This window comes from Streptomyces sp. 8L (genome assembly GCF_020176795.1).
Taxonomy (GTDB): domain Bacteria; phylum Actinomycetota; class Actinomycetes; order Streptomycetales; family Streptomycetaceae; genus Streptomyces.
This window is the reverse complement of sequence record NZ_JAIUKE010000135.1, coordinates 15,918-30,007: the sequence shown is the minus strand read 5'-3', so window position 1 is coordinate 30,007 and position 14,090 is coordinate 15,918. Positions and strand designations below refer to the sequence as shown.

Annotated in this window: 11 protein-coding genes and 2 tRNA genes; 4 read left to right on the top strand and 9 right to left on the bottom strand. The window is 72.9% G+C overall.

Going from position 1 to position 14,090, the window contains the following annotated elements; genetic code table 11:
* Positions 1-455: 455 nt before the first annotated feature.
* From LCE31_RS13515 to pgsA, 4 genes are all read right to left on the bottom strand, one after another.
* The gene (locus tag LCE31_RS13515) at positions 456-1,007 is read right to left on the bottom strand and encodes a hypothetical protein (RefSeq protein ID WP_225014467.1); all 552 of its coding nucleotides are present in this window, start codon (positions 1,005-1,007) and stop codon (positions 456-458) included.
* A 130-nt stretch (positions 1,008-1,137) separates the two neighbouring features.
* Entirely contained in the window at positions 1,138-2,286 is a 1,149-nt protein-coding gene (locus LCE31_RS13510; protein ID WP_225014466.1) for a glycosyltransferase family 4 protein, read from the bottom strand.
* Positions 2,283-3,218 carry a phosphatidylinositol mannoside acyltransferase gene (locus LCE31_RS13505; RefSeq protein WP_225014465.1) on the bottom strand — a complete coding sequence of 312 codons (936 nt, stop codon included), beginning with the start codon at positions 3,216-3,218 and terminating at the stop codon, positions 2,283-2,285. Before LCE31_RS13505 ends, LCE31_RS13510 begins: the two co-directional genes overlap by 4 nt.
* Positions 3,215-3,919: a phosphatidylinositol phosphate synthase gene (gene pgsA, locus LCE31_RS13500; RefSeq protein WP_225014464.1), complete on the bottom strand. Its 705-nt coding sequence runs from the start codon at positions 3,917-3,919 to the stop codon at positions 3,215-3,217. The genes LCE31_RS13505 and pgsA overlap by 4 nt, the downstream gene beginning before the upstream one ends.
* 384 nt (positions 3,920-4,303) lie before the next feature.
* On the opposite strand from pgsA, the gene LCE31_RS13495 reads away from it, so the two are divergent.
* Positions 4,304-6,598: an elongation factor G-like protein EF-G2 gene (locus LCE31_RS13495; protein WP_225014463.1), complete on the top strand. Its 2,295-nt coding sequence runs from the start codon at positions 4,304-4,306 to the stop codon at positions 6,596-6,598.
* 180 nt (positions 6,599-6,778) lie between these two features.
* Positions 6,779-8,407 (top strand): hypothetical protein, encoded by a 1,629-nt coding sequence (locus LCE31_RS13490; RefSeq protein ID WP_225014469.1) that lies wholly within the window; start codon positions 6,779-6,781, stop codon positions 8,405-8,407.
* A gap of 133 nt (positions 8,408-8,540) precedes the next feature.
* On the opposite strand, the gene LCE31_RS13485 is transcribed toward LCE31_RS13490, so the two are convergent.
* Positions 8,541-9,110 (bottom strand): HIT family protein, encoded by a 570-nt coding sequence (locus tag LCE31_RS13485; RefSeq protein WP_225014462.1) that lies wholly within the window; start codon positions 9,108-9,110, stop codon positions 8,541-8,543.
* A 66-nt stretch (positions 9,111-9,176) separates the two neighbouring features.
* On the opposite strand from LCE31_RS13485, the gene LCE31_RS13480 reads away from it, so the two are divergent.
* A complete protein-coding gene (locus LCE31_RS13480; protein ID WP_225014461.1) occupies positions 9,177-9,851 on the top strand; it encodes a potassium channel family protein in 675 nt (224 codons plus the stop codon).
* A 27-nt stretch (positions 9,852-9,878) separates the two neighbouring features.
* On the opposite strand, the gene thrS is transcribed toward LCE31_RS13480, so the two are convergent.
* Positions 9,879-11,861 (bottom strand): threonine--tRNA ligase, encoded by a 1,983-nt coding sequence (gene thrS, locus LCE31_RS13475; protein WP_225014460.1) that lies wholly within the window; start codon positions 11,859-11,861, stop codon positions 9,879-9,881.
* A 200-nt stretch (positions 11,862-12,061) separates the two neighbouring features.
* Between thrS and LCE31_RS13470 the strand changes: the two genes are divergently transcribed.
* A complete protein-coding gene (locus LCE31_RS13470; protein ID WP_225014459.1) occupies positions 12,062-12,784 on the top strand; it encodes a 3'-5' exonuclease in 723 nt (240 codons plus the stop codon).
* 83 nt (positions 12,785-12,867) lie between these two features.
* Here the strand turns inward: LCE31_RS13470 and LCE31_RS13465 are convergent.
* The 3 genes from LCE31_RS13465 to LCE31_RS13455 all read right to left on the bottom strand — a co-directional run bounded on the left by LCE31_RS13465 (position 12,868) and on the right by LCE31_RS13455 (position 13,966).
* Positions 12,868-12,939 (bottom strand) — tRNA-Val (locus LCE31_RS13465).
* Between the two features lie 462 nt (positions 12,940-13,401).
* A tRNA-Val gene (locus LCE31_RS13460) sits at positions 13,402-13,473 on the bottom strand.
* 100 nt (positions 13,474-13,573) lie between these two features.
* Positions 13,574-13,966 (bottom strand): TIGR02611 family protein, encoded by a 393-nt coding sequence (locus LCE31_RS13455; RefSeq protein ID WP_225014458.1) that lies wholly within the window; start codon positions 13,964-13,966, stop codon positions 13,574-13,576.
* Positions 13,967-14,090: the final 124 nt, after the last annotated feature.

Sequence of the window (14,090 nt, the reverse complement as noted above, 5' to 3'; positions counted from 1 at the left end):
CGTGACACTGTCGGACGCCGGCACGATGCCCGTACTCGGGGTCGTGCGTCCGGACGCGTAGCCCCTCCCCTCCGGGCCCCCGGGCCCGCGGGGGGGGCCCCCCCCGGCCCCCCCGCGGGCCCCCCCCCCCCCCGGGCCCCCCCCCCCCGGGGGGGGCCGGGGGGCCCGGGGGGGGGGGGCGCGCGCCCCGGCCTGGAACGCTTCCTCGGTTCGTCCATCGGTGCTCCTCGCCCCTGTCAGCATCGTTAATGCGCATTACTAATGCGCATTAACGTGCACTATGGACGCCCCGTCGCCCGGGGTCAAGGGTCGGAAACCAACTTTCCGGGACGGCGGTCGCAGGGCGCACCGGGACGGAGATCGTACGGCGCACCGGCGGACGGCAGCCGCAGGGCGCACCGGCGTGCGGCCCGGTCCGCGAGGCCCACTGGACGGGCCAAGCCGGGCGCAGTGGTCTACGCGGCCCGGTCCGCGAGGGCCACCGGGGCCTCGTCGTCCATCTCGAACGCGAGAGGCCGCGGCGCGTGCCCGGCCAGCCGGAACCAGCGCACCTTGCGGTGCCTGCGCAGGGCACGGGCGGCCCGCACCGCGTCGTTGTAGAAGCGTCGCGCCATGGGAACGCGCCGTACGGCCGCGCCGAGTTCGTCGGCGGCCTCCACCCCGCCCGGCGCCTCGCGTACGGCCTCGACCTGGGCGGCCTCCCCGAACACCGCGCGCAGCGCCTGGCTCAGTTCGCTCTCCGCGACCTCGCGCTGCTCCTCCTCGGCCTGCCGGGCGGCGTGGGCGGCCTCGTACAGGACGATGGACGCGGCCGGGTCGAGTACGCCGGAGGTCGCGACCTCCTGCGCGACGGACGCCCGGCGCAGCAGGGTCGCGTCGAGGGAGGCGCGCGTGGCGTCGATCCGGGCGTGCAGCCGGTCGAGCCGGCCGGCCGTCCAGCTCAGGTAGAGGCCGAAGGCGACGAGCACGACGACGGCGACGGCGATCCAGGCGAGGGTGACGATCACGCCAGCAGGCTACCGGCCGCGGGCGCGCCCGTATCCCGCCCTCCGGCCGACTGCGGGGGGCGCCGGAAGACGGCGGAGGCGCTCCTACCGTCCTCGACCGCACGGCGCCGGAGGACGGTGCACGCGACTCCTACCGTCCCGGTCCGCGGTCCACCGCCGCGACCTGGGCCGCGCCGTCCGCCACCGTCTCGTAGACGGCGAGGATGTCCGCGCCGACGGTCGACCAGTCGAAGCGCCGTACGTGCGCCGAGGCACGGTCGCGCAGCGCGGCGCGGCGCGGGCCGTCCGCGAGCAGCGCGAGCGCCGTCTCGGCCAGCGCGTCCGCGTCCTCGTTCGGGAACAGCACGCCCGCCTGCCCCTGCCCCAGCACCTGTGCGAACGCCTCCAGGTCGCTGGCGAGCACGGGCGCCCCCGCCGACATCGCCTCGACCAGGATGATCCCGAAGCTCTCGCCGCCCGTGTTGGGCGCGACGTACAGGTCGACGCTGCTCAGGAACCTGGCCTTGTCCTCGTCGCTGACCATGCCGAGGAACTCGACCCGGGAGCGCAGTTCCCTGGGCAGCGACGCGACGGCCTCCTTCTCGTCGCCGCGTCCTGCGACCAGCAGCCGGGTACCGGGCCGCGCCGCGAGGATCTTCGGCAGGGCCCGCATCAGGACCGGCAGTCCCTTGCGCGGCTCGTCGATGCGGCCGACGAAGCCGATCGTGCTCGCGTCGCCCTGCCCCTGCCAGGCCGGGTTGGGCTCGGCGCGCGCGAAGAAGTCGACGTCGACGCCGTTGGGGATCACCACGGCGTCCCCGCCGAGGTGTTCCACCAGGGTGCGGCGCGCGTACTCGCTCACCGCGATGCGCGCGCTGATCTTCTCCAGCGCCGCCTGGAGGATCGCGTACGCCGCGATCATCGCGCGCGAGCGGGGGTTGGACGTGTGGAACGTCGCGACGATCGGGCCCTGCGCGGCCCAGCAGGTGAGCAGGCCGAGCGAGGGCGACGACGGCTCGTGGATGTGCACGACGTCGAACGCGCCGTCGTGCAGCCAGCGCCGCACCCGTGCCGCCGAGATGAAGCCGAAGTTGAGGCGTGCCACCGAGCCGTTGTACGGGACGGGCACCGCGCGCCCGGCGGAGACGACGTACGGCGGCAGCGGCGTCCCGTCGTCGGCGGGCGCCAGCACGGACACCTCGTGGCCGAGCTTGACGAGGTGTTCTGCGAGGTCCCGGATGTGGAACTGCACGCCCCCCGGCACGTCCCAGGAGTACGGGCAGACGATGCCGATCCTCATACGGCGGCCCGCCCCGAGCCCGGTGCCGGTCCCCGGTGCGGGTCGAGGTCCGCGAGCCACAGCCGTTGCAGCATGTGCCAGTCCTCCGGATGTTCCGCGATGCCGCCGGCGAACACGTCGGCCAGCGCCTGCGTCATGGAGGACGTCTTCTCGGCCCGCGTACCTGACGCGGGCACCTCGACGGGCGCGTGGACCGTGCCGCGCATCACCGGCGAGTCGTCGTACCAGAGGGTGACGGGCAGCAGGGCCGCGCCGGTCTGCTGGGCGAGCAGCGCGGGTCCCGCGGGCATCGTGGCGCGCTCCCCGAAGAAGTCGACCTCGACGCCCGACGAGGACAGGTCGCGGTCCGCGACCAGGCAGACCATGCCGCCGCCGCGCAGCCGCCTGGCGAGCGTGCCGAACGCCGCGCCGCCGGCGTGCGGCAGCACCTCCATGCCGAGGCTCTCGCGGTAGGCGACGAACCGGTCGTACAGGGTCTCGGGCTTGAGGCGTTCCGCGACCGTGGTGAAGTTGCGGCCGAGCGCCTGGGCGACCCAGGCGCCCGCGAGGTCCCAGTTCGCCAGGTGCGGCAGCGCCATGAGCACGCCGCGGCCGGCGGCGAACGCCTCGTCGAGGTAGTGCAGCCCGTCCGGCGCGAAGCCGTTCACCACCCGCTCCCTGGACCAGGTGGGCAGCCGGAACGACTCCATCCAGTAGCGCAGGTACGAGCGCATGCCGGCCTTGGACAGCTCCGCGAGCCGCTCGGGGCCCGCGTCCGGCACCACCCGCGCCAGGTTGCTCTCCAGGCGCTCTATGCCCTTGCCGCGCCGTTTCCAGGCGACGTCCGCGACGGTGCGTCCCAGGGAGCGGGCCACGGGCTCCGGCAGGGTCTTGACCGTCGCCCAGCCGAGCCCGTACAGGGCGTCGGTGGCACGGTCCCTCACGTCGCTCACGAGGCGGCCCCCGACGCGCCCGCGCCGGAGGCGCCGCCCGGCGCACCGGCCCCGGCGTCCGCCTTCGCCGCGTCGGCCTCGGCGGCCTCCCGCCGTACGGTGATGACGCGCTGGCAGAGCGTCACGAGCGAGCCCGCCGCCACTATCCACAGCGCGATGGGCAGCAGGATCTGGATGGCCGGCACGCCGAACGTGCGGTGGAAGCCGGCGAGGCCGCCGAGGACGAGCGTGATCACCAGCCGTTCCGCGCGTTCCACCAGCCCGTTGACGGCGACCGGCAGCCCGATGGACTCGCCGCGGGCCTTGGTGTAGGAGACGACCTGGCCGCTTGCCAGGCAGAAGATGGCGACGGCGCACATCATGTCGTTGTCGCCGGTTCCCGCGTACCACAGGGCGAATCCGCCGAAGATCGCGCCGTCGGCGACCCGGTCGAGGGTCGAGTCGAGGAAGGCGCCCCACCTGCTGGAGACCCCGGCCTGCCGGGCCATGTTGCCGTCGACCAGGTCGGAGAAGACGAAGACGGTGATGCAGATGGTGCCCCAGAAGAACTCGCCGCGGGGGTAGAACACCAGCGCGCCCGCGACCACCCCCGCCGTGCCGATCAGGGTGACCGTGTCAGGGCTCACCCCCCGCCGGAGCAGGAGCGCGGCGAACGGCGTGAGGACACGCGTGAAGAACGCACGCGCGTACTTGTTCAGCATGGCTTTCCCGGGGTCGTTGGCGCCTGACGGCCCCGGTGGCCGTCGGCTGGCCCATCGTAGCCAGGACCGGGGCCCGCCAACGCCGGGTCCCCGGGCGCGTGCCGTCCGCCGGCGCGCGCGGGGACGGCTTCGCGCGGCAGTGGCCGCCCGCGGACGGGGCCCCCGGCGGCCGACGGGCAGGGTCCGGCGGCAGGCGGGCGGGCCCCGGCGGACGGCGGGCGGCGGCGCTGCCGGGCCGCGGTGGCCGATGTATGGACGCGCCCTGACCGGAGTGCGAAGCTCGAAGGACACCGTGGGCACCGCAGGAGCTGCCCGTGCCGCTCCCCCTTGTCCGCGCCCTTCACCACTCCTCACCGCGCGACGACCTCCGGGAGGCAGGACACCATGGGCGACAAGGCGAAGACACACACCGGGGCCGCCGGAGGGGCGGCGGCGGCCGGCCGGCCCTCCCGGGTGCGGAACGTGGTCCTGGTCGGCCACAGCGGCTCGGGCAAGACGACGCTCGTCGAGGCGCTCGCCCAGACCGCGGGGGCTCTCGTACGGCCCGGCCGGGTCGAGGACGGTGCGACCGTCTCCGACTACGACGAGATCGAGCACCGGCAGCACCGCTCCGTCCAGCTGTCGCTGGTGCCCGTCGAGTGGGGCGGATACAAGATCAATCTCCTGGACACGCCAGGGTATGCCGACTTCGTCGGCGAGCTGAGGGCCGGTCTGCGCGCCGCGGACGCGGCCCTTTTCGTCGTCTCGGCCGCGCAGGAGGCCGAGGCCGTAGCGGGCGCGGCGCGCGCCGTGTGGGACGAGTGCGCGGCGGTCGGCATGCCGCGCGCCATCGTCGTGACCCACCTGGACACGGCGCGGACCGGCTTCGACGCGATGACCGAGGTGTGCGGGCGCGTCTTCGGCGGCGACGACCCGGACGCCGTGGTCCCCCTGTACCTGCCGGTCCTCGGCCCCGAGGGGCCCGACGGCCACGCGCCCGCCACCGGCCTGACCGGCCTGCTGTCGCGGCGGGTCTACGACTACGCGTCGGGCGGGCGCGCGACGCGTCCGCCGGCCGAGGAGGCGCTGCCCGGGGTCGAGGCCGCGCGCAACCGCCTCATCGAGGGGATCATCGCCGAGAGCGAGGACGAGACCCTCATGGACCGCTACCTCGCGGGTGAGGACCCCGGCGTGGACACCCTCACGGCCGACCTGGAGAAGGCCGTGGCCCGTGGCGTCTTCCATCCGGTGCTCGCGGCGGCTCCCGCCCCGGACGGCGGCACGCAGGGGCTCGGCACCGTCGAGCTGCTCGAACTGGTCACCGGCGGTTTCCCGTCGCCGCTCGAACGGACGGCCCCCGAGGTCACCACTCCCGAGGGCACCGCGCGCCGGGGCATCTCCTGCGACCCCGGGGGGCCGCTGGTGGCGGAGGTGGTGAAGACGGCCTCCGACCCGTACGTGGGCCGGATGTCGCTCGTACGGGTCTTCTCCGGGACGCTGCGGCCCGACGCGACGGTGCATGTGTGCGGACGGCATCCGGCCGACGGGTCCTCCGCGTCCGGCAGCGGGACGATGGCGGGCCAGGACGCCTCGCACGCCTCCCACGCCCCGCACGCCTCGCACGCCTCGCACGCCTCCGACGACTCCCACGAGGCGGACGAACGCGTCGGCTCGCTCTCCTCCCCCTTCGGCAAGCAGCAGCGCGTCCTCGCCGAGTGCGGGGCCGGCGACCTCGCGTGCGTGGCCAAGCTCTCCCGCGCGGAGACCGGCGACACCCTGTCCGCGCCGGCCGATCCGCTGCTCGTCCAGGCCTGGCCGCTGCCTGAGCCGCTGCTGCCGCTCGCCGTGGAGGCGCACAGCAAGGCCGACGAGGACAAGCTGTCGCAGGGCCTGGCGCGGCTGGTCGCGGAGGACCCCTCCATGCGGCTCGAACAGAACCAGGACACCCACCAGTTGGTGCTGTGGTGCCTGGGCGAGGCCCATCAGGAGGTCGCCCTGGAGCGGCTGCGCGGCCGCTTCGGCGTGCGGATCGACGCTGTGGCGCACCGGGTGGCGCTGCGGGAGACGTTCGGCGCCCCTGCGACGGGGCGCGGGCGGCACGTCAAACAGTCCGGCGGACACGGCCAGTTCGCGATCTGCGAGATCGAGGTGGAGCCGCTGCCCGCGGGCTCCGGCATCGAGTTCGTCGACGAGGTGGTGGGCGGCGCGGTGCCGCGCCAGTTCGTCCCGTCCGTGGAGAAGGGCGTCCGCGCACAGGCCGCGCGCGGGGTCGCCGCCGGGCATCCGCTGGTCGACGTGCGGGTCACCCTGCGCGACGGCAAGGCGCACTCGGTGGACTCCTCGGACGCCGCGTTCCAGACCGCGGGCGCCCTCGCGCTGCGCGAGGCCGCCGCCGGCGCGCCGGTCCATCTGCTCGAACCGGTCGCCGAGGTCGCCGTGCTGGTGCCGGACGAGTACGTCGGCGCGGTCATGAGCGACCTCTCGAGCCGCAGGGGCCGCCTCGTGGGCACCGAACCCGCGGGCCAGGGACTGACGCTGATCCGGGCCGAGGTGCCCGAGCTGGAGATCGGCAGGTACGCGGTCGACCTGCGGTCCGTCGCGCACGGCACGGGGCGCTTCAGCCGTACGTACGCGCGCCACGAGCCGATGCCCTCCGCGGTGGCCGAAAAGCTGCGGGAACGGAGCTTGATCGACGCTTAGTTTCCACAGGACTGCCGTGGGCGGGGCGCCCCGGATACGCTGGGTGCCCAGCTCAACAGGCGTGCGGGGCCCGCCGGGCGGGAAGAGACGGCAAGGCAGGGCGGAACCTCGGGTGACAGGTGGGGGCGGTCAGCAGTGAGCGACGGGTTCGACTTCAGCCCGGGGGCGCAGGTGCCCCTGATGGGTGCCGCGGGTCAGACCGCGGCGACCCAGGCGCTGGCCTCGGCCGCGTACCGCGACAGCGAGATCACGGAGATCCTCAAGGCGGACAACGAGTGGCACCAGTCCACCATCAAGGGCGGTTCGCGCACCAAGGAGGGGGAGAAGAGGAACATCTTCGCCCCGAACCTGGGTGAGGCGTTCGCCCGCGCCGTCCAGACCCGGACCCTCGGCGGCGGGCGCAAGGCGCTCATCCAGTCCTTCGGCATCGAGGCGCAGACGGTCGTGGAGCACTGCCTCGCCGCGAACCACATCCGCAAGGAGCGCGACCGGCGGCTCACCGTGGTCACGGTGGTCTTCGGCGTGCTGTTCCTGCCGGGACTGCTGCTGTGGCTCGGCGTGTTCGCGCTGCGCCGCGGCCTGTCCTCGGGCGCCCGCAGGAGCGCGGGCGCGATCGGCACGCTGCTGCTCGTCGCCGTCGGCGTGCTCGCGGTGATCTGCCTGCTGTTCCTCCCGTTCAACGGGGTGGTCGGCTGGTACATACGCGGCGTGATCCTCATGCCGGTCGTCGGCTGGTATCTCGCCAAGCGCATCTCCGAGTCCACGGCCAAGGACCTGCGCGGCCGGTGGGACGCGCTGCTCGCGGGCGGCGGCGTGGGCGCGAAGGTCCCCGACGCGGTGCCGGGCCATCCGGGCGAGACCGGCCGCGAGGAGCTGCGTCAGGGCCTCCAGAAGCTCACCGCCGAGCAGCAGTCCAACGTGGTCTTCTACGCGGGCCCCAAGGGCATACTCGGCATGGGCACCCGGTGGGGCGGCTGGCAGCTCGCGGAGCAGCTCGTCCCCAAGGAGGCGGGCAAGGAGATCCACGGCTTCCGCAGCTGGGACGTCATCAAGGCCATCCACGACCAGCTGAAGCTGCTGGAGCGCGGTCCGCTCAACACGGGCGGCTTCCCGACCCCTTCGGTCAAGCACTGGATCGTCTCCCCGGTCTCCCAGGGGGCGGACTCCGTCAGCAGGCCCGAGGGGCAGGACATCGAGGCGTACCAGGTCAAGCCGCACGAGATACAGCGCATCTGCAACGAGCAGCAGTTCGGCAGCGGCAACCGCCACTACCTGGGCGTGCAGTTCACGCTGTGGGACGGCCAGCTGGTCCTGACGATGCTGATCAGCGTCACCGTGCTGCACGAGACCCTGCGCATCGAGGTCACGGGGCACGCCCTCGGCCCGGTGCACGGCCTCTTCCTCACGAAGCCCTCCCCCAAGACCGTGACCTCGGCGAAAATGGTCAAGTTCTGGGAGACCCACACCCGCACCCTGCCGCTGGTGGACAACGACGAGGTCGTCCGGCTCGCGGTGCGCGCGCCGCTGCTGTGGTACCCGCCGATCCTCGACCACCTCGGCGGGAAGCTGGTGCTGCCCGAGCCCTTCGGCCTGCGGCACGCGTGGGCCGAACAGCCCTGGCTGCACCGCTTCATGGCCGACGACGCGCTGCGCACCGCCACTCCGGTGCTGCGGGCCGCGCACAGCGCGGCGCTGCGGGTGCTGGACGAGCACGGCGTGGACACCACCAACTTCGGCAACCGCGCGGGCTTCCTCAGCGGCGCGGTGCAGGACCCGTCCCCGTCGAAGGCCGACACGTACAACGCGTAGGCGTCGCGTTTGACGCGTAGGCGCCGCGTCCGGCCGGCCGGAGCGCGTAGGCCGGTCGCCTCCGGGCCGAGCGCCTCGCCGTGCGGGAGCGGGCCGCGGGCCCGGGCGGGTCCGCTCCCGTACGGTCTCCGGCTCAGGCCCCCGGTGCCGGGGTCCAGGCCGCGGCGAGCATGGCGCGGGTGTCGGCGAGGAGCTGGGGCAGCACCTTGGTGTGCCCGACGACCGGCATGAAGTTGGTGTCGCCGCCCCACCGGGGCACCACGTGCTGGTGCAGGTGCGCGGCGATCCCCGCGCCCGCGACCGCGCCCTGGTTCATCCCGATGTTGAAGCCGTGCGCGCCGGAGGCGGTGCGCAGCGCGGCCATCGCGCGCTTGGTGAACAGCGCGAGTTCCGCGGTCTCCGCGTCGTCCAGCTCCGTGTAGTCGGCGATGTGCCGGAACGGCACCACCATGAGGTGGCCGCCGTTGTACGGATAGAGGTTCAGCACCGCGTACACCCGCTCGCCGCGCGCGATGACCAGCCCGTCCTCGTCCGACTTCGACGGGATGGCGCAGAACGGGCAGCCGTCCCCGGCCTCCGCCCCGCTGGGCTTGTTCTCACCCTGGATGTACGCCATCCGGTGAGGCGTCCACAGGCGCTGGAACGCGTCCGGGCTCCCCACCCCTATCTGCTGCTCCGGCTCAGTCGTCATGCTGTGCAGCATAAGACGTGGGGCCCCCGGGGCGTGTCGGCGGTGCCCGGCGTCCCGGAGCGCCTGGATGCTGGGGCGATGCGTGACGAAACGGGCCCGTCGCGGCTGGAGAGCTGGGAGCGTCGGACGGAGCTGCCCCTGCTGGGGGTCTCCCTGGTGTATCTCGCCGGGTACGCGGTGCGCGTGCTCGCCTGGGCGGCTCCGGAGGTGTGGCGGGACGCCGCCCTCGCGGTGGTGATCGCCGCATGGGCGGTGTTCGCGGCGGACTACACGGCGCGGCTGGCACTGAGCGGCGAGGGCCCGCACTTCGTACGGTCGCACTGGCTCGACTCGCTCGTCCTGGTGCTGCCGCTGCTGCGCCCGCTGCGGCTGGTGCGGCTGTACACGGCGGAGCAGCGGCGCCGCACCGACCAGCCGTGGCTGAGCCTGTACGCGCGGGTGATGGCGTACGCGGGGGTCTCGTCGCTGCTTCTCGCGTTCACGGCGGCGCTGGCCGTCTACCACGCGGAGCGGCTCGCGCCGGGCGCGACGATCCGGACCTTCGGGGACTCGCTGTGGTGGTCGGCGTCGGCCATCACGACCGTGGGGTACGGGGATGTGACGCCGGTGACGCTCCTGGGGCGGGTGGTGGCGGTGGGCCTAATGGTGTGCGGCCTCGCGCTGCTGGGCGCGGTGACCGGCTCGTTCTCGTCGTGGCTGATCGAGGTCTTCCGGCGGGAGGGCCGCGACACGCCACGGCCCCCGGAGGGCTGACGCCTCTGCGGGGGCCGCGGCGGACGGTCAGACCTGGACGCGGTCCTCGACCGCCTTGGCGATCTTGTCCAGGGCCTCGCCGCGGGCGATGCCGTTCTCCTGCGAGCCGTCGCGGTAGCGGAAGGAGACCGTACCCGCGTGCATGTCGTCGTCACCGACGATGATCATGAACGGGGTCTTGTCCTTCTGGTGGTTCCTGATCTTCTTCTGCATCCGGTCGGAGGACGAGTCCACCTCCATGCGCAGGCCGCGTCCCCTGGCCTCGGCCGCGAACTCCTCCAGGTACGGCACGTGCGTGTCGCCGACCGGGATGCCCACGGCCTGCACCGGGGCGAGCCAGGCCGGGAACGCGCCCGCGTAGTGCTCCAGCAGGACCGCGAAGAAGCGCTCGATCGATCCGAACAGCGCACGGTGGATCATGACGGGCTGCTGCTTGGTGCCGTCCGCCGCGGTGTACTCCAGGCCGAACCTGGCCGGCTGTTGGAAGTCGACCTGGATCGTGGACATCTGCCACGACCTGCCGATGGCGTCCTTCGCCTGCACCGAGATCTTCGGGCCGTAGAAGGCGGCGCCGCCCGGGTCGGGCACCAGCGGGAGGCTCTGCTTGTCGGCCGCCTGCTGGAGCGCCGCGGTGGCCTCCTCCCACTCCTCGTCCGTGCCGAGGAACTTGTCGGACTCGGGGTCGCGGGTGGAGAGCTCCAGCTCGAACTCGGTCAGCCCGTAGTCGCGCAGCAGGTCGAGAACGAAGGTGAGCAGCGAGTCGAGCTCGCCCGCCATCTGCTCCTTGGTGCAGTAGATGTGCGCGTCGTCCTGGGTGAAGCCGCGGGAGCGGGTGAGGCCGTGCACGACGCCCGACTTCTCGTAGCGGTAGACCGTGCCGAATTCGAACAGGCGCAGCGGCAGCTCGCGGTACGAACGGCCGCGCGACTTGAAGATCAGGTTGTGCATGGGGCAGTTCATCGCCTTGAGGCGGTAGTTCTGCCCGTCGAACTCGATGGGCGGGAACATGCCCTCCGCGTAGTGCGGCAGGTGGCCGGACGTCTCGAAGAGGCGCTCGTTGGAGATGTGGGGAGTGTTGACGAACTCGTACTCCGACTCCTCGTGCCGCTTGCGGGAGTACTGCTCCATCTCCTTGCGGATCACACCGCCCCGCGGATGGAACACGGCGAGACCCGAGCCGAGTTCGTCGGGGAAGGAGAAGAGGTCGAGCTCGCTGCCGAGCTTGCGGTGGTCGCGGCGCTCGGCCTCGGCCAGGAACTCCAGGTGCGCCTTCAGCTCGTCCTTCGTCGGCCACGCGGTGCCGTAGATGCGCTGGAGCTGCGGGTTCTTCTCGCTGCCCCGCCAGTAGGCGGCGGCGGAGCGCATCAGCTTGAAGGCCGGGATGGCGCGGGTGGTGGGCAGGTGCGGACCCCGGCAGAGGTCCTTCCAGCACAGCTCGCCGGTCTTCGCGTCCAGGTTGTCGTAGATCGTCAGCTCGCCGGCGCCGACCTCCGCGTCCGCGCCCTCGGCGGCGTCGGCGGCCTTGCCCTTGAGCCCGATCAGCTCGATCTTGTACGGCTCGTCCGCGAGCTCGACGCGCGCGTCCTCGTCGGTCGTGACGCGGCGGGAGAAGCGCTGGCCGCGCTTCTGGATCTCCTGCATCTTCTTCTCGACGGCCTTGATGTCCTCCGGCGTGAACGGCTTCTCCACGTCGAAGTCGTAGTAGAAGCCGTCCTTGATGGGCGGGCCGATGCCGAGCTTCGCCTCGGGGAAGATCTCCTGCACGGCCTGGGCCATGACGTGCGCGGTCGAGTGGCGGAGGATGTTCAGGCCGTCGGGCGAGGAGATCTCCACCGGCTCGACGCTCTCGCCCTCACCGATCTCGTACGCGAGGTCCTTGAGCTGCCCGTTCACCCGTGCGGCGACGACGGTGCGCTCGCCGGTGAAGAGATCGGCGGCCGTAGTGCCCGTCGTCACCACGCGCTCTTCCCGCTCGGAATCGCGTTGGATGATCACACGGACGTCAGACACCGGTCTCTCCCTCACAGCATGGGCCGTCGCAGCGTGCGCTGCGCCTGTGAATCGTACCGAGCATCGGGGACCGATCGCGAAAGGGTATAGCGACCGCAAAGGCCGCGTACCTCACCACCTGTCCGGGTACCTACCGGTCCGTGCTGCGCACGGCAGCCCGATCAACGGCCATGTGCCCTGTGGGCCAGAGGAGTTCGTGAATGACGTTGTGGTACGAGGGGCCGCTGGCCGCGTTCGGGGCCGCGACCACGGGGAGGGACGCGGAGGGCGACAGGATCGTTTCCGCGGCACTCGTCACACAGGAGGCGCCGGACCGGGCGCCGCGGGTGCGCGCGTGGCTGGTCGACCCGGGGGTACCGGTGCCGGGGACGCACGGGCTGACCGACGACTTCCTGCACCGCAACGGCCGGTGGCCGGCGCCGGTGGTGGAGGAGATAGGCAGGGCGCTCGGCGGCGCGTGCGCCGCGGGGGTGCCCCTGGTGGTACCGCACGCCTCCTACGGCCTCACGGTGGTCGACCGCGAGCTGTGGCGGCACCGGGCGTCCCGGCTCGCCCGCTACGTGGAGCCCGCGCCGCTGTGCGTCCTTGACCCGTGGGTGCTCGACGGGCATCTGCACCACCGCGGACCGGGCAGAACCGGGATCGCCGAGCTGTGCGCCCGCTACGGGGTGGAGGCGGCGGACGCCCGGGACCCGGCGGCCTCCGCGCTGGCGGCGCTGGAGGTGACCCGGGCGGTGGGGCGGCGGTTCGCCGCCCGGCTCGGCCGGCTGACGGCCATCGAACTGCACCGCCTCCAGGGGGCGTGGCACATCGCGGCGACCCGGCGTCCGCTGGGCTGGTTCGCCGGGGGCGGCACCCGGGCGAGGACGCGCGCGGCGGAGGGCTGGCCGCTGCCGCCCGACCTCCCGGCGACGGCCGGGTGAGACGGCGCTCGTCGGTGGGCCGGGGGGCCGCCGTCCGGCCATGCGAAAGGCCGGTCCGTCGGGACGGACCGGCCTGTTTCCGGTGGGCGATACTGGGTTCGAACCAGTGACCTCTTCGGTGTGAACGAAGCGCTCTCCCACTGAGCTAATCGCCCGGCAACGGACTGAACCATACAGGTCTCCTCGGCTCTCCTTCAAACCGCGTGGGGCGGCACCCGGTCCCCGCCGGGCACCGCCCCCGCGTACGGGTCCGGGCCGCCTCCGCGTACGGTCCTGGCGCCGCCTCCGCGTACGGTCCTGGCGCCGCCCGGGCGTCCGGGCCGGTGAACCCGCGGGCCGGTGCTCACCGCACTCCCCGGTACGACGAGATGTTCCGACGTTCCGTCAGCGGGGGCCGGATCGGCCACCGTCGGCGGGCCACCGCGCCGAGTCGCCTGCCACGGGCACGAGTTGCCCGCGTGCCGGGCCCACCACGTGCCGTTGCCCGTGTGCCGTTGTCCGCCGTCCGGGCGAGGTGGCCCCGCGCGGCCCACGGAACACGCCACTGGTACGCGCGGCGTCGCGGACACACACATGACGAGGCCCCCGGAAAGATCTCCCGGGGGCCTCGTGACGGGTGGGCGATACTGGGTTCGAACCAGTGACCTCTTCGGTGTGAACGAAGCGCTCTCCCACTGAGCTAATCGCCCGTGCTCGCGGCATACATTACCCCATGTCAGGGGTGCCCCGGCACCGCTTTTCCGGCGCCCGGCCGCGCATCGGCGGCCCGCCGGCCGCCCTGCGGCCCGCTCACCGCCCGATCCCCCACGGCAGCACGGCGCCGAACTGCCACACGTAGAGCCCGACGAGAACGCCGATGATCACCACGGTGACGGCGGCGATCGCGGTGTTCCGGCGCCTGGCCTTCGGGTCGGCCGCCTTGCGCGCGGCCTCGGTGACTCTGCGTTTCGCCCAGCGCAGCACGCGCTGCGCCCAGACGAACTCGGTCCCCCACAGCGCCATGCCGCCGAAGATGACCAGCCAGCCCGGGCCGGGCAGGGGCAGCAGCAGGATTCCGCCGGCGACGACGGCGAGCCCCACTGCGAAGACACCCACCCGCCAGCCGAGGTGCAGCGGTCTCGATGCCTTGATGAACTCGGGGGCACGGGACCCGAGCCCCGTGTCGTCACTCTCCGTATTCATACATCTCAAGGTACTCGACGGGAGCGGTTCACCGGAATGGCCGAATCAGACAAAACCACCCACCGCCATACGAGGGGCCTCAACCATCACAAAAGGGTCAGAGGGGTTTACAACGGCACCGTAG

Excerpts from the sequence above, each read along its gene's own strand:
- LCE31_RS13510 (WP_225014466.1), bottom strand. The coding sequence starts at position 2,286 with ATGAGGATCGGCATCGTCTGCCCGTACTCCTGGGACGTGCCGGGGGGC.
- LCE31_RS13495 (WP_225014463.1), top strand. The coding sequence starts at position 4,304 with ATGGGCGACAAGGCGAAGACACACACCGGGGCCGCCGGAGGGGCGGCG.
- LCE31_RS13490 (WP_225014469.1), top strand. The coding sequence starts at position 6,779 with ATGGGTGCCGCGGGTCAGACCGCGGCGACCCAGGCGCTGGCCTCGGCC.
- pgsA (WP_225014464.1), bottom strand. The coding sequence starts at position 3,919 with ATGCTGAACAAGTACGCGCGTGCGTTCTTCACGCGTGTCCTCACGCCG.
- LCE31_RS13470 (WP_225014459.1), top strand. The coding sequence starts at position 12,062 with ATGACGTTGTGGTACGAGGGGCCGCTGGCCGCGTTCGGGGCCGCGACC.
- LCE31_RS13455 (WP_225014458.1), bottom strand. The coding sequence starts at position 13,966 with ATGAATACGGAGAGTGACGACACGGGGCTCGGGTCCCGTGCCCCCGAG.
- LCE31_RS13485 (WP_225014462.1), bottom strand. The coding sequence starts at position 9,110 with ATGCTGCACAGCATGACGACTGAGCCGGAGCAGCAGATAGGGGTGGGG.
- LCE31_RS13480 (WP_225014461.1), top strand. The coding sequence starts at position 9,177 with ATGCGTGACGAAACGGGCCCGTCGCGGCTGGAGAGCTGGGAGCGTCGG.